The organism is Streptomyces resistomycificus, from assembly GCF_001514265.1.
Lineage (GTDB): Bacteria > Actinomycetota > Actinomycetes > Streptomycetales > Streptomycetaceae > Streptomyces > Streptomyces resistomycificus.
This window is the reverse complement of record NZ_KQ948991.1, coordinates 348,216-367,889: the sequence shown is the minus strand read 5'-3', so window position 1 is coordinate 367,889 and position 19,674 is coordinate 348,216. Positions and strand designations below refer to the sequence as shown.

Sequence of the window (19,674 nt, the reverse complement as noted above, 5' to 3'; positions counted from 1 at the left end):
GGGCCTCCGGGCCCTGCCGCCCCGCCTCCCCGCCGCCCAGCGCACACCCGACACCCACCGGCTCGCCGAGGCGATCCTGCGCGCCGGCACGGCCCCGTGGGACGCGGACGGAGGACCGGCTCGCCGGAAAGACCGCACATCTGTGTCCGCCGCGACAGGGATTCCACTCGGGCGACTAGAGTTCGGGTGCGGGGACAAGAGGCCCTTGTGGCGGGCCGCGTTCCGAAGACCCGCGGGAAGGCGTCCATGCCCTCGGAAGACCAGTCGCAGGCCGTCGGTCGGCTCGACGACGACAACTACCCGGCGTACACCATGGGCCGCGCCGCCGAGATGATCGGCGCCACGCCCGGCTTCCTCCGGTCCCTCGGCGAGGCGCGGCTGGTCTCCCCGACCCGGTCGGACGGCGGTCACCGCCGCTACTCGCGCCACCAGCTGCGCCTGGCCGCCCGCGCCCGTGAGCTGGTCGACCAGGGGACTCCCATCGAGGCCGCCTGCCGGATCATCGGCCTCGAGGACCAGCTGGAGGAGGCCCTGCGCGACAACGAGGAGCTGCGCCGCCCCGGAGAGGACGCCGCGCCGGGCCCCTACAAGATCGGCGAGTGAATATCTGGCACGGCCGGACAAGAAACCCGAGCCGGTCCGGGAAAAAGATTCTCGAACGGTCCGAGGGATTTCCACACGTCCTTTCCGGGCGTACGGCACGCGGAACTCTTTCCCGTTTCCGCAATTGTTTCCGTGCTACGCTCGACGCCAGTTGCAGTTGTGGTTGCCATTTTGCTGCCGGTTTTTCCGGGCAGGTGATCATCACGGCGATGAGGAGACTCGCGAGGTGCGGGTCCCCAGCACTGCCTCAGGAGATATGACATGGCCACCGGTACCGTGAAGTGGTTCAACGCGGAAAAGGGCTTCGGCTTCATCGAGCAGGACGGCGGCGGCGCCGACGTCTTCGCCCACTACTCGAACATCGCCACCCAGGGCTTCCGCGAGCTGCAGGAAGGCCAGAAGGTGACGTTCGACGTCACCCAGGGCCAGAAGGGCCCGCAGGCGGAGAACATCGTTCCCGCCTAGTCTCGCGCTCGAACGGGGCCCGCACCATGGGTGCGGGCCCTGTTTGTTTCCCTTCGCTCCTCAGATTTCCTACCTCTGGTGAGGCACTATGCGCTGCGTGATCGCCCGTTACCCGTTCGACCTCGAAAAATCCGAGGTCGAGAACAAGATGGCCGGCGTCCGCCCCGAGGACCTCACCGGGGCCTGCGTGACCATCGGCCGCAAGGTCTTCCCGGTCAAGCAGGTCGGCGAGATCATCACCCGCCAGGACCGCCGCGACTTCACCGCGTTCGAGGTGACCAGGGCCCTGACCCGGCTCGGCTTCACCTGCCACGCGACGCCCCCCGGCGCGACGACGCTCTCCTCCTGACCGCTGTCGCGTTTCTTCAACAGCTGTCGCGTCCCTCCTGTCTACCGTGGGTCACACGGGAAGCGGGGAAAGGGATGACCGCGGAACCGGACCGGGCCGAGGCGTATGCCGCCCGGTCGGCCGAGACCGCCGCCGTCCGGAGCGATCCCCGGGCCTGGGACGGCGAGACCACACTGACCGGAAGCCGCCCGACGCCGGCCCGTTTCGTCGGCGGCATCCTGCTGGGCGAGTGGCTGCTGCGCGGCTGGGACCTGGCGGTCGCCACCGGTCAAAAGCCGCGGACGGACGACGAACTCGCCGCCGTCCTGTACGACGACGTCGCCGCCAAGGCGGAGACGGCCAGGCAGTACGGGGTCTTCGGCCCCGAGGTGCCGGTGCCCGCGAGCGCCCCCCTGTTCGGGCGCGTCCTGGGACTGGCGGGCCGCGACCCCTCCTGGAAGCGCGGGGCCTGACCACCGCCGGGCCCAGGCCACGCCGGTACGGTTGTCCCAGCCGAACGCCTCCCGTCGCACGCCCCATGGAGCACCAGCGTGAGCAACTCCCTGTTCGTCAAGATCTGCGGTCTGAAGACCGAGAGGGACGTCGACACGGCCGTGGAGGCGGGAGCGGACGCCATCGGGTTCGTGTTCTCGCACAGCCCGCGCCGTGTCGACGCCGCCACGGCCGCACGACTGTGCCGTCGCGTGCCCGAGAACGTGCTGACGGTCGGCGTCTTCCGCGAGGAACCCCTGCGGGACGTGCGCGCGGTGGCCACCGAGGCGGGCATCCGTGCCGTACAGCTGCACGGGCCGGAGGATCGCGGCTACTACGCCGACCTGGCCACGGGCGGATGGACGCTGATCCGGGCCGCCGCCTTCGGCGACACCGAGCCGCGCTTCGGCGAACTGGGCGAGGACATGCTGCTCCTCGACGCGCCCGTGCCCGGCTCCGGCGTGGCCTGGGACTGGACCCGTGGGCCGCTCGCCGACTCCGGCGAGAAGTGGCTGCTCGCCGGCGGCCTCAGCCCGGACAACGTGCGCGACGCCGTCGCCGCCACCCGCCCGTGGGGCGTCGACGTGTCCAGCGGCGTGGAACAGAGCCGGGGCGTCAAGGACCCGGCCCTGATCACGGCCTTCGTCAAGGCCGCGCGCGCCGGGGCCTGACGGTCACGCCGTCGGGCCGGCCGGCCCGACGGCGGTCGAGGCGTTTCTAGGCGGCCGAGCCGAAGGAGGGCCTGCGGCGCGGTGTCCGGCGACCCGACTCGCCGGCCCCACGGGACTGGCCGCCCTGGCCGCGGCCCTGTCCACCCTGGCCGCCCTGTGCGCTCTGTCCACCCTGGCCGCCACGGCCACGGCGGCCCCGGGACGAGGAGGTCGCGGCGCGGCGGGGGCGTTCGACGACCGGCGCGGTGATGACCACGGGGACACCGGAAGGAGCCTGGGCACCCGTGATGCGGGTCAGCTCCTCCTCGCCCGACCGGACCTGGGTCACCTGCGGGGTGATGCCGGCCGACGTCATCAGCCGGCTCATGTCGCGACGCTGGTCCGGCGTCACCAGGGTGACGACGCTGCCGGACTCGCCGGCCCGGGCCGTACGGCCGCCGCGGTGCAGGTAGTCCTTGGGGTCGGTGGGCGGATCCACGTTCACGACCAGGTCGAGGTTGTCGACGTGGATGCCGCGGGCGGCGACGTTGGTGGCCACCAGGACCGTCACGTCCCCGCTCTTGAACTGGGCCAGGGTCCGGGTGCGCTGCGGCTGGGACTTGCCGCCGTGCAGGCCCGCGGCGCGGACACCGCTGCTCAGCAGGTGCTTGGTCAGCCGGTCCACCGCGTGCTTGGTGTCCAGGAACATGATCACCCGGCCGTCGCGTGCCGCGATCTCGGTGGTGGTCCGCTGCTTGTCCGTGCCGTGGACGTGCAGCACGTGGTGCTCCATGGTGGTGACAGCGCCCGCGGACGGGTCGACCGAGTGGACCACCGGGTCGCTCAGGTAACGGCGGACCAGCAGGTCCACGTTGCGGTCCAGGGTGGCCGAGAAGAGCAGCCGCTGGCCGTCGGCGCGCACCTGCGCGAGCAGGGCGGTGACCTGCGGCATGAAGCCCATGTCCGTCATCTGGTCGGCCTCGTCGAGCACGGTGATCTCGACCTGGTCCAGCCGGCAGTCGCCCCGGTCGATGAGGTCCTTGAGGCGACCGGGCGTCGCGACGACGACCTCCGCTCCGGAGCGCAGCGCGCCGGCCTGCTTGCCGATCGACATCCCGCCGACCACCGTGGCCAGCCGAAGCCGCACGGCGCGGGCGTACGGGGTGAGCGCGTCGGTGACCTGCTGGGCGAGCTCGCGGGTGGGCACCAGGACCAGGGCGAGCGGCTGCCGGGGCTCGGCGACGCGACCCGTCGTACGGGCCAGCAGCGCGAGGCCGAAGGCGAGGGTCTTGCCGGAGCCGGTGCGGCCACGGCCCAGGACGTCACGGCCGGCCAGGGAGTTCGGCAGGGTGGCCGCCTGGATCGGGAACGGCTCGGTCACGCCCTCACGGTGGAGCGCGGTCAACAGCCGGGCCGGCATGTCGAGTTCGGAGAACGACTCGACGGCGGGCAGCGCCGGTGTGACGGTCTTCGGCAGGGCGAACTCGCCCTGTGGCGCGACCGGTCGGCCACTGCGCCCCGCGCTGCCGCGCTTCCTGGCCCCGGAGGAGCCCGAGTAGCCCGCGGAGCCTGAGCCTCCGGAGCGGCTGCGGCCGGTGCGGTCGTTCGGGTTGGAGCGGGTGCGCGTACGTGCGCGGTCCATGCGGAACCTTCCTTGGATGCGGCGCGTACCAAGGAATTCCCGCAGCAGATGAACGGCGCAGAGAATTGCAAGAACGAGCCGGAAAAGAATGACAAGACGAAACTGCCGGGTATCACATCTAGGGATACCGGGCAGGGAAAAGTGCCGGAACGCAGCGAGCTGGGGCCCGCACCGTGGTGCGGGCCCCAGCTGCGAAGCAAGCGCCGGAGAGGATCAGGCGGGAACGATGTTCTCCGCCTGCGGGCCCTTCTGGCCCTGGGTGACGTCGAACGTCACCTTCTGGCCCTCCTGCAGCTCGCGGAAGCCCTGGGTGGCGATGTTCGAGTAGTGGGCGAAGACGTCGGGGCCGCCGCCGTCCTGCTCGATGAAGCCGAAGCCCTTTTCAGAGTTGAACCACTTCACGGTACCGGTAGCCATGTGTATCTCCTTCGGGTTGTGTGATCGGCCCGTCGGAAAAAACCTTCTGGCAACCACAACTGCAACTGAGGTCGACAGTAGCACGGGGCGACCGGTCGTGCACAATAAATGATTCTGGCTGATCTGTCGAATGAGGAAATGCTCATCGCGCGTTGCATCGATTTCTCACCTCACGGTCACAGATATCGCCCCACAGCCCCGGCGCCGGGCGGCCGACCGCCCCCGGGTCAGCTCGGCGTCAGAACGACCGCCTGACCACCCGCGGCGGCCATGGCCACCTCCAGCGTGGTCGCCGAGGTGACGGTCCGGGTGCTGACCACGACCGGCGTCCGGAACGGGCTGGTGCCCGGTGTCCCGTCGGCGTAGACGGTCGCCGTGTAGGTCCCGTCGCCCAGGAACGACAGGGGGAGGGACAGCGTCCGGGCCGTCTCGTCGGTCATCGCCCCGAGGTACCAGGTGGAGCCGTCGCGCCGGGCGACCGCCACGTACTCGCCGATCGACCCGGCCAGCGTCCTGCTCTCGTCCCAGGTCGTGGGGACGGCGTCGAACCAGGGCAGCCCCGGCCAGTTGGCGGTGGCGGCGTACTTGGACGGCTTGTCGTACCAGTAGAGGAAGTTGAGGGGCTGGTAGTACACCGCGGCCATCGCCATCTGGTGCGCGTTGGTCGTCTTGTTGCGCGACTGCCCGTAGCAGATCGTGTAGTCCATCGGGCCGCCGATGTTGCGGGCGAAGGGCAGCGTCACGTTGTGGGTGGCGGTGGGGAACTGCTCGTTGCCCCGCACGCCCTCCAGGCTGATGTAGTTCGGGTACGCGCGCTCGTAGCCGAACGGCCGGACGTCGTCGTGCATGTCGATCAGCAGCTCGTACCGGGCGGCCGTCTCGGCCCAGTCGGTGATCTGGTCGGTCATCGCCTGGGTGCCGTCGTTGATGAAGCCGAGCTTGATGCCCGCGACACCCCAGCTCTTGTAGAGGGCGAACAGCGCGTCCGCGTCGGTCAGCGCGAGCCGGTTGACATAGAGGAAGACACCGATGCCCTGGCCGGTGGCGTGCGCGATGACCGAGGGCAGGTCGATGGCCGCGATCGGGGTCGTGGCGTCCGTGGTGGTGAACTCGGGCCCGTACCAGCCGGCGTCGTACTCGACGTACTGGAGGCCGCGGGCCACCGCGAAGTCGACGCCCGCCAGTCCCGCGGCGGTGCTGAGCTCGCAGCGGAAGACCTTGCCCGGCCTGATCCACGAGGTGTCGGCGAGGGCGCCGGCCGGCGCCAGGTTGAGCACCAGCTCGGCGTTGTCGACCAGCTCGGCGTGCGTGGACCCGATCACGACCGCGCGCCACGGGGTCGCGAACGGCGTGGCGACCGTGGTCCGGGGCGCGACCGGCCCGGAGCCGCGGGCGGTGTGCTCCATCAGGAACGCGGCCAGGGCGCCCGGCTGCCCGGGCACCGAACCGAGCATCAGCCGGGGGAAGTGCAGTCGCGAGGACTCGCAGACGCAGGCGATGAGCCCGTCGGCCAGGGTGGCGGTCAGCGGCAGGTCGGTCAGAGGGCCCTGGTCCGTGCTCGACGTACCACTGGAGGGGATCGCCTCGGGGGCGACGGGGAGGTACGCGTCCTCGTCGCGGGCGCTGTAGACGGTGGTGCCGTCCGGGAAGGCGAACGTCGTCAGCTCGTCGGTGACGGTGGTGGTGCCGGCGCCGGAGGTGTCGTCGCCTTCGAGCAGGACGTAGCGGACGGCGACTCCTGTCCGGTAGGCGCGGACCTGGACGCCGAAGCGCAGCCCCGACGCGGTGTCCCGGAGGGTTCAGCGCTGCTCCTGGTAGTGGTCGGTGACGGTCGCGTTGCGTCCGTACACCGGGGACCACTTGCTGTGGACGGTCCGGCGGCGGCTGCGGATCACCGTCACGTCACTGCCGAGGACGGTCCCGTCGCTCAGGACGAGGCCCAGAGCCGAGGTGTCGATCACCGTTCTGCCGCCCCGGGTGGCGGACCACCGGAGCGCGCCGTCCACCACCGACAGCGTGACGGCCGTGCCGCCCATCCGCGCGGTCGCGCGCAGCGGGGCGGCCGCCGCGTGGGCAGGCCCCGCGGCGCCGAGTCCCGCCACCGCCATGCCGGTGGCGGCGGCGCCCTTGAGCATCCCCCGGCGGGACAGTGGCGCCTCGTGTGAGGTTCTCATCGGTGAAGGCCCTCTCCGTTGACGAGGAAATCAGGTAGTAAACGCTTTCCGTCGGGGGGAAAGTACGTGCCTCCTCAGCAACGGGTCAAGAGGTGAGGCGCCGGTCCCGTCGCGGGGACCGGCGCCTCGGATGGGGCGTGGAGGGGTGGGTCAGCGCAGGGAGCCGAGGCGGTCCAGGCGGTCGCTGACGCCGTTGACGAGTTCGGTGAGCGTCGTGCCGGGCGGGGCCACCTTGGGCGTGGCGGAAGGCGGCTGCGTCTCGTCCGCGCAGGTCGTGCCCCTGGCCGGGACCTTCAGGTCCACCAGGTAGCCCGTCACCGCGTCCGTCGCGCACGCGCTGCGCCCGAAGGCGGTGTGCCCCTCGGCCTTGAACGTGAGCAGACGGCCGTTGTCGAGCTGCCGGGACAGGGCCACCGCGTCCTGGTAGGGGGTGTCGGGGTCACCGGTGTTGCCGACGACGAGGATCGGCGCCGAGCCCTTGGCGCGGAACGAGCCGTCGTAGCGGCTGACCTGCTCGCCGGTCCACTGGGTGCAGGCCGTGGCGTGCTGGTGGTCGTAGGTCGGCGGGCCGTAGGCCAGGGCCGGGCCGAGCAGCGGTGCCAGCCTGGCGTTGGTGGTGACCTCGCGCTTGAGGCGGGCCTTGCCGCCCGGGTAGTCCTTGTCCACGCACTCGACGACCACGTTCGGGTTCAGGAAGTCGTAGCTCGCGGGGGACGGCGGACGCAGCAGGAACGACGTGTTGTCCCGCTGCTGCGCCTTGCGCAGGGCCTCACCGAGCGAGGGCCATATGACCTTGCCCTCGTTGATGTTGAACAGCAGGCGGTAGACCAGGGTGTAGCCGTTGGCCTTGCCGCCGCTCGGGGTGGTGACCGGGTCGGCGTCCAGGTCGGCCTTGAGCTTCTCGAAGGCCGCGCGCGGGTCGCCGTCACCGAACCCGCAGGTGGCCTGGTCGGCCTTGCACCAGTCGAGGAAGCGGCTCATCGCGCCGTCCAGGGCCAGGTACTGGGGCCGGTCGTAGGCGTACGGCTGGTTCGCGTAGTGCTCCGGGTCGTACGCCCCGTCGAGCGCCAGGGCGCGCACCCGCTTCGGGAACAGGGCGGCGTAGACGGTTCCGATGTAGGAGCCGAACGAGCGGCCGTAGTAGGTGAGTTGCTCCTCACCCAGGGCCTGGCGCAGCAGGTCGATGTCGCGGGCGACGTACTCGGTGCCGACGAACGGCAGCAGGTCGCCCGAGTTGGTCTGGCAGGCCTGGTCGAAGTCGGCGGCCTGGCGTACGGCGGGCTCGTAGGCGTCCGGGCCGGGGACGCCCTTGGCCGCGGTGATGGCCTGGGTGTACGTCTGGTCGTCCCAGCACTGGACCTGGGAGCTGCGCGCGACGCCCCGCACGTCGTACCCGAAGACGTCGAACGAGTCGCGCAGGGCCGCGGGCAGGCTCGCGTGGTTGCCGCGTACGAAGTCCACGCCGGAGTTGCCGGGGCCGCCGGGCTGCAGGAAAAGGGTGCCCTTGCGCTTGGTCTGGTCCGCGGCCTTCTTGCGTATCACCGCCAGGGTGATCGTCCTGCCCTGCGGTTCGCGGTAGTCCAGCGGCACCGCGGCGTCCGCGCACTCGAAGCCGCCCTGGCAGTCGGACCAGGTCAGGGACGGCACCGGCGGCGCGCCCACGGAGGCCGTCGAGCCGGTCTGCGCGGCCATCGCCTGCGCTCCGGTGACGGCGCAGGCGAGGGCGACGGTCGCCGCTCCGGCGACCTTCAGTCGGGTGAAGCCCTTGCGGGCGCGGGAACCGGAGCCGCGTCCGAGCAGGCGCGTCGGGCGTCTCTCCCCGCCGGGCGGGGCAAGATCTGGCGTAGTCACGTGTGTGTTTCCCCTCAGGCCGGTGTGCCGCCGAGAAAGCTCCGGTGCGGGCGGGGTTCGGAGATTGTCCAACCGCTCGGAAGGCACAGGGCACGCGGAGGGACGTTGTGGCCGCCCTTGCACGGGATCTCTCCACGACCCGGCGGTAGTCATCGAGATGGTCATGTTGACGGACGTCGTGTCACATCCGGCGGTTGCGATCCGTCGGGGTGGTGTAACCACTCATCACGGCAACGGAGTTCACCATGGATGCTCGCCTGAACCTGTTCGGCAACCCGGACGCGCTCAAGTTCTTCCGGCACATCAACTCGGCCGGCAAGGTGGTGGCGGACTCACCGCTGCCCGCCTCGACGCAGGAGCTGGTCAAGATCCGGGCCAGCCAGATCAACGGCTGCGGTTACTGCACCGACATGCACAGCAAGGACGCCGCACACGCCGGGGAGACCCAGCAGCGCCTCAACCTGGTCGCGGTCTGGCGGGAGGCCACGGTGTTCACCGACGCCGAGCGTGCCGCCCTCGAACTGACGGAGCAGGGCACCCGCATCGCCGACGCGGCCGGCGGGGTCACGGACGAGGCCTGGGAGAACGCCGCCAAGCACTACGACGAGGACCAGCTCGCCGCCCTGGTGTCGCTCATCGCCCTCATCAACGCCTACAACCGCGTCAACGTCCTGGTCCGGCAGCCGGCCGGTGACTACGAGGTCGGGCAGTTCGGATGACGAGGCGCCGGTCCGGCCCGGCTACGGGTCCGGACCGGCGGCGGGTGACCGGATGACCGAGCGCCCCCGGGTCGGGTACCCGGGGGCGCCGCACGGACGGTTCGCGTCCGGCGTGCTCGCGTCCGGGGGTGTTCGCGTCCGGCGTGCTCGCGCCCGGGGTGTTCGCGTCCCGGCTACCGGCCCGCGGCGCGCATCCGGCCGTCGTACACGGTCCGGTAGTCCGGTACGACGATCCGCGTCGCCCCGGACACCTCGCGCACCCGGGTCACGAAGCCGTCGAGGTCCATCGCGGGGTCCCGCTCGGGCGAACCGGCCAGCGGTACCTCGAAGTTGTCCCAGTGCACGGGGACGACGACGCCGGGGGTGTCCAGGGCGCGCAGCAGCCGGGGCACATAGCGGTGGGTGGCGCCGCTCGACGGTACGGCGATCATCGCGAGGTCCGGGCGCAGGCCGCGTACCGCGCGCTCGGAGAAGTCGCTGGCGCCCATGAGGAACGCCGACGGGCCGCCGTCGCCGGCCGTCACCTGGAAGGCGAGGGTGTCGCCCTCGGGCAGGTCCGAGATGGTGCTCGGGGTCGTGGCGGGCGGCGCGTGCAGCGTGCCCGGCGCGAAGTAGGCGCACTTCTTGTTGCGGCTGTGCAGGCTCGGCACGACCTCGACGACGATCCCGCCGAAGTCCAGCACCTCGCCGCCCTTCACCACGGAGATCTGCCCCGCGTCGACCCCGAGGGCCACCAGCAGGTGGTAGGTGGTCTCGGTGCCGACGACCCGGGCGCCGGTGGTTGTGGCGATGTGGGGCACGTCGGCGAGATGGTCCCAGTGGGAGTGGCTGACGAGGATGAGCTCGGGCCGGCCCGCGTGCGCGTCCACGACCGCCGGGTCGCTCTCCAGCCGGGTGCGCGGGTCGAAGACACCGTCGAACAGGCCGGTGCTGAAGCGGGTGAGGTACGGATCGAAGAGGACGGTCCGCCCGCCGACGTCGATACGCCAGCCGGCCGTGCCGAGCCAGCGCAACGACACCGGGGCGGCGGCCGCGTCCTCGTCACCGCCGCGGCCGGTGGTCGTGGGCGAGGCGGCGGTCGTGGGCGGAGCGGTCGTGGTGGGCGGAGCGGTGGTCGGGGCCGCGGTGGCAGCCGTGGCCGTGAGCAGCGGGGCGGCCGCGCCGAGGGCGGCGCCGCGCAGCACAGCACGACGGCCGGGCCCTCGGTCGGAGGGCGGTTTCGGCTGGTGGGTGGCGTGTGTGTCCTGGGGCATGGCGGCAGGAGACCAGCGCGTGAACCGCCTTGTCCAAGACCGGAATCAGGCCCTCTCGATATGCGAACGCATATCCCTCCCGGTCACCGGCCACCGTCGCGGAGGAAACCGACCGCGAATCCGGCCGCCCTGCCGATCGCCGCGTCCACGGTGGGGCGGGAGGCGGTCAGGTCGTGTGTGCGGGCGAAGACGGCGATCGCGTAGCACGCGCCGTCGGGGTGCCGGGCGACGCCCGCCTCCATGTGCAGCCCTGGCAGGGTGCCGGTCTTGGCCGCGACCACGACGTCGTCCGGGAAGCCTGACACCAGCCGGTGCCGGAAGACCTGACGCCCCATCAAGTCACGTACCAGCGCGCACGCTTCGGGCGGTCCGGCGGCGTCGGTCCAGACCAGCCGGAGCAGCCGGGTGATCTCGCGGGGCGTACTGGCCGTGGTGTGGCGGGGATCCAGCACCGCCAGCCGTCTCTTGCGCTCGTCCGGCAGCGCCGGGTAGCGGACGGCGAACTCCCGCTCGTCACGCGCCCCGACCTCCGCGAGCATGGACTCCAGCAGATCGCGCGGCCCGCCCACGATCCGGGTCCGCTCCAGCCCGAGTTCCTTCGCGAGCAGTCGTACGGTGTCCAGGCCGACGCGGGCCAGCAGCAGGTCGGCGGCCGAGTTGTCGCTGACCGACATCGCGAAGTGGGCCAGGTCGCGCAGTGACAGCTCCACGTCGTCCAGACAGCCGGCGGTACCCCAGCCGCCGAGCCGGTCGGCCGCGGTCACCCGCACCCGCTCCCTCGGGTCGAGCTGGCCGGCGGCGACCTGCCGGGCGAACTCCAGGACCAGCAGCACCTTGAAGATCGAGGCGATCACGACGGGATCGTCGGCGCCGACGGCGACCTCGCCGAAATCCGGCTCCGGACCGGCCCCGCCGGCGATGTCCGGCCGCGGGTGAACGGGGATCGCGTGCAGTTGTCCCACGGCGCCCGCCTCGGCGAACACCTCTCGGATCCGTTCCTCGATCACCGCTGACCCAACCCCCTCGCCGTGGCCCTCACGTACGATCCCTGATCGTGGATCTCATACGCCACCTGCGTCTTTTCGTCACCGTAGCCGACGAGTTGCACTTCAGCCGGGCCGCCGAGCGGCTGGGCATGGCGCAGCCCCCGCTCAGCCAGGCGATCCGCAGGCTGGAGAAGGAACTCGGTGCCGAGCTGTTCGACCGCTCGCAGCGCGGGGTCCGGCTGAGCGCCGCCGGTGCGGCCCTGCTGGACGAGGCCCGTGAACTCCTCGCCAGGGAGGAGCGGCTGCGCGCGCTGGCCCGCCGTGCCGCCGACGGCGACCTCGGCACGCTCCGCGCGGGCGTGCCGCCCGACACCACGGCCGCCGTGCTGTCCGCGCTGCTCGCCGCCTGCGCCGAGCACGCTCCCGGGCTCAGCGTCGACCTGCAGGAGGTCACCACCGAGGAACAGCTGCGGCTGCTGTCCTGCGGCGGCCTGGACGTCGGCCTCGTGCACCATCCCGTGGACGCCACCGAGCTGCGGCTCGGCCCCGAGATCCCCCTTGACCTGGGTGTCGTCCTGCCCCGCACCTCGCCGCTGGCCCGGCTCCCGGAGGTGACGCTCGGCGAGCTCTCCGGTCACGACCTGGTGCTGTTCCCGCGGGCCCACGCGCCCGGCTGGTACGACCGGATCCTCGACGTCTGCCGCGCCGCAGGCTTCGTCCCCGGCCGCCTTCGCCACGCGTCCAACCCCGAGTTCCTGCTCGCCCTGGTGACGGCCGGGCACGGCGTCGCCTTCGACCAGGGGCCGATGGCCCGCAAGGAGCCGCGCGTCGCCTGGCGCCCACTGGCCGACCGCCCCCTCACCCTGCGGGCCGGCGGAGCCTGGCCCGCGGGGCGGGGCGCCCACCCGGCGGCCCGGCGCTTCGCGGAGCTCGCGGCTCAGGTGCTGGCCCGCGACCACATCGCGACCTCGCGGCGCGCCGACGCCCCGCGCCCGTCGGACGACTCCCCGCGCCCTTGGTCGGTGGTCTACGGCTGACCGGTCGGCGGGTCGGCGGGTCGGCGGGTCGGCGGGTCGGCAGGTCGGCGGGTCGGCCGGTCGACGGGTCAGCCGGTCGCCCCATCGGCCCGCCTGCTCCTCCGGCCGCGTCACCTGCCCCCTGGCTGCGTCACTTGCCTCCTGGCTGCGTCACTTGCCTCCTGGCTGCGTCACTTGCCTCCTGGCTGCGGCACCTGCCCCCTGGCTGCGTCACTTGCCCCCTGGCCGCGGCACCTGCCCCCCCCAGGCCGAGACACCTGCCCCCCTCGGCTGCGGCACCTGCCCCCGCCGCCACACCTGTTCCCGGTGGGCCACACCGCTCGGCTGCCGCACCGGTGCAACCGTCCACCGGCGCTTGATCGTCCTTGTCACGACATCACCGGTGGTCGCGAGGGAGGCCGAAGCATGGTGACGTTCTTCGCCGTTCCGCTGATCACCGCCGTCCTGCTCGGGGCCGGGTTCGTCCCGTACCGGGTGTGGACGCTCGGCCGCCGTCCGTCCCGGCAGGCCCGCTGGGCGGTGATCGGCGGGTACGTGGCGGCGGTGGGATACGCGGCCTCGACGGCGTACGGGTTCGCCTTCGCCGACCCCGTGGCGGTGTGCGGTCAGCGGACCCTCGACGACGACTTCCCGCTGGTGCACGTGACCGTGGACCCGTTCCCGCCGGACATCGCCTGCCAGTGGACCGACTCGGGGGAGTACGGGGCGTCGCATCCCACGGCCCTGGGGACCTGGCTCATGTGGGCGGGCCTCGCCGTCGCGGTCGGGGCTCTCTCGGTGCTGCTCGTCCGGAGGGAGTCGCGGGCCGCTCCCTGGGCGCGAGCCGGTGCGGTCGGGGCGCCGGTGGTGGCGGCCCTGATCTGGGCGGCCGGAATCGACCCCGTGTGGGAACTCTCGCGCACCGACCTGAACGACAGGTGCCTGCACTTCAAGACGGTCCCTCCGGAGACGAAGCTGGTCCACATCGAGGTGCTGGACATCGAGAAGTCCCTCTTCCCGCCGTCCGTCACCTGCACGTACTCCGACGGCGAGGGCGACCTCATCGCGCACCAGCGGACCGCCCTGCTCGTCAGCCTCGTCGCCTCGGCGGGCTTCGCCGGGGTTGTCCTGACCCAGGTCTCAGCCGCGCGTCGTTCACACACAGGAAAGAATCCCGGCTCCTCTGTGTGAATCCGCGACCAGTCACGGGCCCCTGCTCACGCCCTGAGAGGCCGTCTGAGCAGTCACAGGACCGCCATGCGCAAACCTCTTCCGGCGATCGACAGTCGTCCATGCATGTGAACGGAAATCACGGACAGGTCTCTTGACGTGTTCAAGCCATCGCTCGACACTTCCGGTTGGAAAGCGCTTTCCAGCACTCTGATCCGGCGTCGCTAAGCACCTCTGGCCGACGAACCAACCGTCCTGGAGACCACGATGCATCTGAGATCCGTCCTGGCGTGTGCCGGCCTGGTGGCAGGCGCGCTCGTCACGCTGTCCGGCACCACGGCGCAGGCCGCCACCACCCGTTACGAGGCCGAGAGTTCCCCGGCGGTGTGCACCGGCACCATCGACTCCGACTGGACCGGCTACTCCGGCAGCGGATTCTGCAACGGCGCCAACGCCACCAGCGGCTATGCCCAGTTCACCGTGACCGCACCCGCATCGGGCACGGCGACCCTGGCCGTCCGCTTCGCCAACGGAACCACGGCCGCGCGGCCCGCGAGCGTCACGGTGAACGGGGCGGGTGCCACCACGGCCTCCTTCGAGAGCACCAGCACCTGGGGCGCGTGGACGACCAAGACGCTCACCGTGCCGGTGAGTTCGGGCAGCAACACCGTCCGGCTCAGCCCGACCAGCGCGGCCGGTCTGCCCAACATCGACTATCTCGACGCCGAGGTCCCCGGGTCCACGACGCCGCCGTCGGGCAGCGCGCTGTACGTGGCCCCGAACGGCACCGACGGCGCGGCCGGCACGCAGGCGGCCCCGACGACACTCACCTCGGCGATCAGCCGTGTCACCTCCGGCGGGACGATCTACCTGCGCGGTGGGACGTACCAGCACGCCTCGACGGTCACCGTCCCGGTCGGCAACAACGGCAGCGCGTCCGCCCGGACGACGCTCGCCGCCTACCCGGGCGAGACGCCGGTCCTCAACTTCTCCGCGCAGACCGAGAGTTCCTCGAACCGGGGGCTGCAGCTGAACGGCTCGTACTGGCACGTCAAGGGCCTGGTCGTCGAGCGGGCCGGTGACAACGGCATCTACGTCGGCGGCAGCGACAACGTCATCGAGCGCACGGTGACCCGCTTCAACCGCGACACGGGACTCCAGCTCGGCCGGATCGCCTCCACCACCCCCGCCGCCGACTGGCCCTCCGACAACCTGGTCCTGAGCGCCGAGTCGCACGACAACGCCGACTCCGACGGTGAGGACGCCGACGGGTTCGCCGCCAAGCTCACCACCGGGACGGGGAACGTCTTCCGCCACGCCGTCGCCCACCACAACATCGACGACGGCTGGGACCTCTACACCAAGACCGACACCGGAGCCATCGGCCCGGTGACCGTCGAGGACTCCCTCGCCTACGAGAACGGCACCCTCACCGACGGTTCCCAGGCCGGCAACGGAGACCGCAACGGCTACAAGCTCGGCGGTGACGACATCGCGGTGAACCACGTCGTCCGGCGCAGCATCGCCTACGACAACGGCAAGCACGGTTTCACGTGGAACAGCAACCCCGGCACGATGACGGTGTCGTCCAATCTCAGCATCGACAACGCCGAGCGCAACTACAGCTTCGACGGCGGCACTTCGGTCTTCCGGGACAACACCTCCTGCCGTAGCGGCAGCGGCACCAACGACCGGATCATCGGCAACTCCGACAGCTCCAACCAGTTCTGGTCCGGCACGAACGGCTCCCGCTGCGCCTCCTCCACCGGCGCCCTGAAGTGGTCCTTCGCCACGAACGGCACCCTCGTCGTGACCTTCGGCGGCAACGTCGTGTCGCAGTAGCCGGCCCCGCCCCTTCCGTCACCCACGACGGTGAACCCCGGCTCCATGGCCCGGGGTTCACCGTCCTTTGGCCGGGCACCTCCGACCAAGGCATTGACCCCTGACGGGGAGCGCGCTTTCATCGCGGGGATCCCCGGGAGTCCTCTGCGCAGGGTGGGGGGCACGGGGGACAGGGGGCGGTTCGTGCCGCCCCGGCCGAAGGGGGAGCCCACCTGATGAGACCTTCCTTACGCATCTCCATGACCGCCGCGCTGACGGCCGCCCTCACCTGCCTCGCCTGGCCCGCCGGGGCGGCGAGCGGGGACACGGCACCGCGCACCGAACGGATCAGCGTGGCCCCCGACGGCACCGCCGGCAACAACCACTCGACGGAACCGGTGGTCGACGCGCGCGGACGGGTCGTGGCCTTCACGTCGGCGGCGACCACCCTGGTGCCCGGCACGGACGTCCGCAACAGCGTCTACTACCGCACGGCTCCCGGCGCCCCGCTGCAACGCGTGGTCGTGCCGGGCGAGACGACGTCGACGCCCCAGCTGTCGGAGTCGGGGCGCCACCTGACCTTCACCTCGTACTCCGCCACGACCGGGAAGTCCTCCGTGCACGTCATGGACCTGCGCACCGGGAGCGTCGAACGCCTCGCACCCGCGCTGGACGAGGGCTACCAGGTGTCCTACGGCGTCGCGCCGATCAGTGCGAACGGACGGTACGTGGCCTTCGTGGCCCGGCCCACCGTCGACGAACAGGGCACGCTCGCCTGCCGGGTGATGCTCCTGGACCGCCGCACGCAGCGCGTCGAGCGGGTCAGCCGGCCCTCGGACGGCTCGAAGAGCTCCTACCAGTGCCAGCAGGTGTCGATGAGCGCCGACGGCCGCAAGGTCGCCTATCTGGAGGGCTACTCCGGGCCGGCCGCCACCGACCAGGGCGACATCCTGGTGTACGACCGGGTGAGCGGACGGACCGTGCAGGCCGACGCCACCCACGACGGCGCGCCGGCCGACGTGTCGGCGGTCGGTCCGGTGCTGAGTGCCGACGGTTCCAAGGTCGGCTTCAACTCGCGTGCCACCAACCTGGTCCCCGGAGCCGATCCGAACGACGGCTGGAACGCCTTCGTCCGTGATCTGCGCACCGGCACCCTCCAGCGGTACGACGGGCACGCCCCCACGGATCTCACCCTGGTGTCCGACCTGTCGGTGAACGGCTCAAAGCTGCTCCTGAACACGGCGGACGCGGACCGCAGGACGCTGGGGCTGGTCCTGCGCGACCTGCGCACCGGGGACGAGGACCTGCTGGCCCCGGGGGTGGACGGCAAGCCCGTCACCGTGGGCACAGCGGCGCTGAGTGCGGACGAGTCGACGGTCGTCTTCGACTCCTACCACCCCGGCCTGGTGCCCGAGGACACGAACCTGATCGGGGACGTGTTCGTCCGCACCCTGCGCTGAGCCGACCGAAAGCCTGGTTCCCGGCGGCCGCGGGGGCGTCAACCGCCCCCTGGTCCCGGCCTCGGCTCGCGGCAGGCCGCGGCCCGCGCCGCGGACCAGGGGGCCGACCTCGTCGAACCGCCCGGCCATGACGAGCTGATCGCGTACGGCCCGCTGCTGTCCGGAGCCCGCGCCGTCCTGCCCTCCTCCGACCGGTACGCCGGCGTCGAAATCAGCGCGTTCATGCCCAAAAGCGGTACCGAGCAGCGCACTCGGCCGACAGAGATACCCGGTTGCACTTCGCGTCCGCCGATCGGTGGACCCGGACTTCCGCGCCTGCCCCCCGGCAGGCGGGCGCTCAGCGGGACGGGTCGGGGTTCGGCGACCACTCGGAGTCACCGAGCGGGAAGCTGTACGCGGGCCGTCCCGCCCTCCCACTCGTCCGGAAGGGCCTGCCGTTGTCGTCGATCCGCAGGACTCCGTGCTCGTCACCGCTGGACCACTCCAGCTCCAGGTACCAGCTCACGTTGTGCGCCCGCGCGTCCGCGAAGACATAGAAGACCTCGGGGTCGGACTCGCTCACCTTGTAGGGGAAGTCGCGCTGACCGGCCCTGGGGGAGACCGCGGGCCGCCCGGCGTCGAGGTCCACCGCGAACGCCGTCGTCTGCACACCCCCACCGCATCCGACGCCCATCTCGAAGTCGTTCCAGGCGAGCGGGGCGCTCTTGTCCACCACCCGCACATGCATGTCGTCCAGGACGACGGTGGCCTTTCCGGTGCCCTGCACGTTCAGTGCGAGCATCTGCTGCCCGGAGGCGACCGCGCCGAGCGCGGTGACCCACCCGCGCGCGTCCGTCTCACTCGGCGGCGGAGGCACCTGCTCGGGCTTCTCGTCGACCAGGTAGTGCTGGCTGCACGGGTCTTCCCACCGGTACGGATCGACCGCGACCTTGGGCGCGGTGGCCCCGTCCTCGACACTGCCGCCCTGGGCCGCCCCGGCCCCACCACTCCGGGTCGCTGAGACGGAGGGGGAAGGCGTGGGGCTGCCGCTGCCGCTGCCCCTGCCGGAGGCGGAGGCGGACGGTGAGGCCGACCCGCCCTTCGCGCCGGCCGACCCGGAGGGGGTGCTGGGGCTCTTCCGGACGGCGCGGGAGGCGGCTCCCGCGGACTGCTTCCCGCCCTCGTCCTCGTCGCCCGTCCCGGGCAGGAGGTTCACCACGAGCGCGGCCGACACGAGGGCGGCGGCCACGGAGGCCCCGGCGAGGACGACGGTACGCCGCCGCCTCGCGGGAGCCCGCGTCTCGGGAGCCTGCGTCTCGGCAGGCTCCGCCGCGGGTCGTCGCTCCGTCTCGGCGGGCTCCGTGTCGGCCGGTTCCGTCACGGGCTGTGCCGCCGCCCGCGGTTGTTCCTCCGCGGGAGCCCCGCCCGCCTTCCGTCTCCGTTGGGCGTCCGCGAGAACCCACCGCCGGTGCAGCTCCACCAGTTCCTCGGGCGTCGCCTTGCACACCCGTGCGAACCGTTCCACGGGCGCGTAGTCCGTCGGCACGGCGTCCCCGTTGACGTACCGGTGCAGCGTGGACGTACTCGTGTGCAGCCGCTTCCCGAGCACCCCGTAACTGAGCCCGGAGCGCTCCTTCAACCGGCCCAGCAGTTCCGAGAAGTCGTCCCCCGCCACCCTTGTTCCCTCTCTCGCGTCCCGGATCCCCGTTCCAGGGGGAGGTCGTTCCCCCAGGTCAGAGCTATGGCGAGCGTTCCAGCGTTCCGGATGGCCCGCCAGGCGTGGCAGCTGGGACAGATCGCCGCACAAGCTTGGGCCATCCAAGCACGCCGCTCCCGGCACCCGGTCGAGCGGTCCGTGCCAACTCTCGTACAGACCACGGGGATCACATGTCCACACGCACCCACCGCACCCGCTTCCTCGTCGCCGCCGCGCTCACGGCCGCCACACTGGCGCTGACCGCATGCGACAACGGACAGGGTGTCCAGGACGAGGGCGCGTCGGCCGGCTCGGCGGCCACGGCGTCGCCCACGGAAGGAGGCACACCGTCGCCCGAGGCGAGTGAGGGAGCCTCCACCGGCTCTGGACGGACCGACCAGACGAACGCGTCGTCCGGAGGCTCCGCGGGCGGCTCGAGCGGTACGGCCGGTTCCCAGGGCTCCTCGGGCTCCTCGGGTTCCTCCGGTTCCACGGCCGGCTCGGGTTCCTCCGGCTCCAAGGACTCGGTGCCCGGCTCCACCCGCTGCTCCGGCGCCTCCACCCGGACGACCGCCACGGAGGTCTCCCGCCCGCTGAACCACCTGCTCCTCACCGTCACCAACACCGGCTCGAAGAACTGTGACCTCGTCGACTACCCGGCCGTCAGGTTCGGCGAGGCCCAGTCGGTCCCGCCGGCCATCGAGGACTCCAAGCCGCAGGCGGTGGTCACGCTGGCCCCCGGCGAGTCGGGCTACGCGAGCGTCATTCTCGCGGCGGCCGACGGCAGCGGCTCCCACGGCTACACGGCCAAGTCCCTCACGGTCTACTTCGGTCAGAGCCCCAGTGCCGCCCGCCCGTCCCTCCCCGCGAAGGGCGTGTTCGTCGACGACTCGGTCCGCGTCTCGTACTGGCAGTCGACCATGGCCGACGCCCTGACCTGGTGACGACGGAC

Annotated in this window: 18 protein-coding genes and 1 pseudogene; 11 read left to right on the top strand and 8 right to left on the bottom strand. The window is 71.7% G+C overall.

What is annotated here, in order from left to right:
• Positions 1–246: 246 nt before the first annotated feature.
• The 5 genes from AQJ84_RS16165 to AQJ84_RS16145 all read left to right on the top strand — a co-directional run bounded on the left by AQJ84_RS16165 (position 247) and on the right by AQJ84_RS16145 (position 2,559).
• Positions 247–603, top strand: coding sequence for a MerR family transcriptional regulator (locus tag AQJ84_RS16165; protein ID WP_030045893.1), 357 nt, complete (start codon positions 247–249; stop codon positions 601–603).
• A gap of 261 nt (positions 604–864) precedes the next feature.
• Positions 865–1,068, top strand: a complete 204-nt coding sequence (locus AQJ84_RS16160) for a cold-shock protein (RefSeq protein ID WP_010986199.1) — start codon at positions 865–867, stop codon at positions 1,066–1,068.
• Between the two features lie 88 nt (positions 1,069–1,156).
• A complete protein-coding gene (locus AQJ84_RS16155) occupies positions 1,157–1,417 on the top strand; it encodes an SCO5918 family protein (protein ID WP_030044538.1) in 261 nt (86 codons plus the stop codon).
• 74 nt (positions 1,418–1,491) lie between these two features.
• Positions 1,492–1,869, top strand: coding sequence for a DinB family protein (locus AQJ84_RS16150; RefSeq protein ID WP_051870235.1), 378 nt, complete (start codon positions 1,492–1,494; stop codon positions 1,867–1,869).
• 78 nt (positions 1,870–1,947) lie between these two features.
• The gene (locus AQJ84_RS16145; RefSeq protein ID WP_037804469.1) at positions 1,948–2,559 is read left to right on the top strand and encodes a phosphoribosylanthranilate isomerase; all 612 of its coding nucleotides are present in this window, start codon (positions 1,948–1,950) and stop codon (positions 2,557–2,559) included.
• Between the two features lie 46 nt (positions 2,560–2,605).
• Here the strand turns inward: AQJ84_RS16145 and AQJ84_RS16140 are convergent, their stop codons facing one another.
• The 5 genes and pseudogenes from AQJ84_RS16140 to AQJ84_RS16125 form a co-directional block, all read right to left on the bottom strand.
• Complete coding sequence (locus tag AQJ84_RS16140) at positions 2,606–4,180, bottom strand: DEAD/DEAH box helicase (protein WP_030044540.1); 1,575 nt, start codon at positions 4,178–4,180, stop codon at positions 2,606–2,608.
• A gap of 213 nt (positions 4,181–4,393) precedes the next feature.
• Positions 4,394–4,597: a cold-shock protein gene (locus tag AQJ84_RS16135; RefSeq protein WP_037570240.1), complete on the bottom strand. Its 204-nt coding sequence runs from the start codon at positions 4,595–4,597 to the stop codon at positions 4,394–4,396.
• 227 nt (positions 4,598–4,824) lie between these two features.
• Positions 4,825–5,874, bottom strand: coding sequence for a glycoside hydrolase family 97 catalytic domain-containing protein (locus AQJ84_RS44180; protein WP_225877445.1), 1,050 nt, complete (start codon positions 5,872–5,874; stop codon positions 4,825–4,827).
• Positions 5,872–6,633 (bottom strand): annotated as a pseudogene (locus AQJ84_RS44175) (glycoside hydrolase family 97 N-terminal domain-containing protein); the annotation flags it as partial. The gene AQJ84_RS44180 and the pseudogene AQJ84_RS44175, both read right to left, overlap by 3 nt.
• Positions 6,634–6,921: 288 nt before the next feature.
• Positions 6,922–8,463, bottom strand: coding sequence for an alpha/beta hydrolase (locus tag AQJ84_RS16125; RefSeq protein WP_225877446.1), 1,542 nt, complete (start codon positions 8,461–8,463; stop codon positions 6,922–6,924).
• Positions 8,464–8,867: 404 nt separating this feature from the next.
• Between AQJ84_RS16125 and AQJ84_RS16120 the strand changes: the two genes are divergently transcribed.
• Complete coding sequence (locus tag AQJ84_RS16120; RefSeq protein WP_030044543.1) at positions 8,868–9,341, top strand: carboxymuconolactone decarboxylase family protein; 474 nt, start codon at positions 8,868–8,870, stop codon at positions 9,339–9,341.
• A gap of 173 nt (positions 9,342–9,514) precedes the next feature.
• Here AQJ84_RS16120 and AQJ84_RS16115 read toward each other — a convergent pair whose 3' ends face one another.
• Together AQJ84_RS16115 and AQJ84_RS16110 are read right to left on the bottom strand one after the other, a co-directional pair.
• On the bottom strand, positions 9,515–10,594 hold the full coding sequence (locus AQJ84_RS16115) for an MBL fold metallo-hydrolase (protein WP_030044544.1): 1,080 nt from the start codon (positions 10,592–10,594) through the stop codon (positions 9,515–9,517).
• A gap of 83 nt (positions 10,595–10,677) precedes the next feature.
• On the bottom strand, positions 10,678–11,601 hold the full coding sequence (locus tag AQJ84_RS16110; protein ID WP_030044545.1) for a serine hydrolase: 924 nt from the start codon (positions 11,599–11,601) through the stop codon (positions 10,678–10,680).
• 47 nt (positions 11,602–11,648) lie between these two features.
• On the opposite strand from AQJ84_RS16110, the gene AQJ84_RS16105 reads away from it, so the two are divergent.
• The 4 genes from AQJ84_RS16105 (at position 11,649) to AQJ84_RS16090 (ending at position 17,047) form a co-directional block, all read left to right on the top strand.
• A complete protein-coding gene (locus AQJ84_RS16105) occupies positions 11,649–12,617 on the top strand; it encodes a LysR family transcriptional regulator (RefSeq protein WP_225877440.1) in 969 nt (322 codons plus the stop codon).
• Positions 12,618–13,022: 405 nt separating this feature from the next.
• The gene (locus AQJ84_RS16100; protein WP_053192876.1) at positions 13,023–13,787 is read left to right on the top strand and encodes a hypothetical protein; all 765 of its coding nucleotides are present in this window, start codon (positions 13,023–13,025) and stop codon (positions 13,785–13,787) included.
• 246 nt (positions 13,788–14,033) lie between these two features.
• On the top strand, positions 14,034–15,608 hold the full coding sequence (locus tag AQJ84_RS16095) for a carbohydrate-binding protein (RefSeq protein ID WP_053192874.1): 1,575 nt from the start codon (positions 14,034–14,036) through the stop codon (positions 15,606–15,608).
• A 215-nt stretch (positions 15,609–15,823) separates the two neighbouring features.
• On the top strand, positions 15,824–17,047 hold the full coding sequence (locus AQJ84_RS16090; protein WP_030044549.1) for a TolB family protein: 1,224 nt from the start codon (positions 15,824–15,826) through the stop codon (positions 17,045–17,047).
• 337 nt (positions 17,048–17,384) lie between these two features.
• On the opposite strand, the gene AQJ84_RS16085 is transcribed toward AQJ84_RS16090, so the two are convergent.
• Positions 17,385–18,701, bottom strand: a complete 1,317-nt coding sequence (locus AQJ84_RS16085) for a transcriptional regulator (protein ID WP_053192872.1) — start codon at positions 18,699–18,701, stop codon at positions 17,385–17,387.
• A gap of 212 nt (positions 18,702–18,913) precedes the next feature.
• Between AQJ84_RS16085 and AQJ84_RS16080 the strand changes: the two genes are divergently transcribed.
• Positions 18,914–19,666 carry a DUF4232 domain-containing protein gene (locus tag AQJ84_RS16080; RefSeq protein ID WP_053192870.1) on the top strand — a complete coding sequence of 251 codons (753 nt, stop codon included), beginning with the start codon at positions 18,914–18,916 and terminating at the stop codon, positions 19,664–19,666.
• The last annotated feature ends 8 nt before the right edge of the window (positions 19,667–19,674 follow it).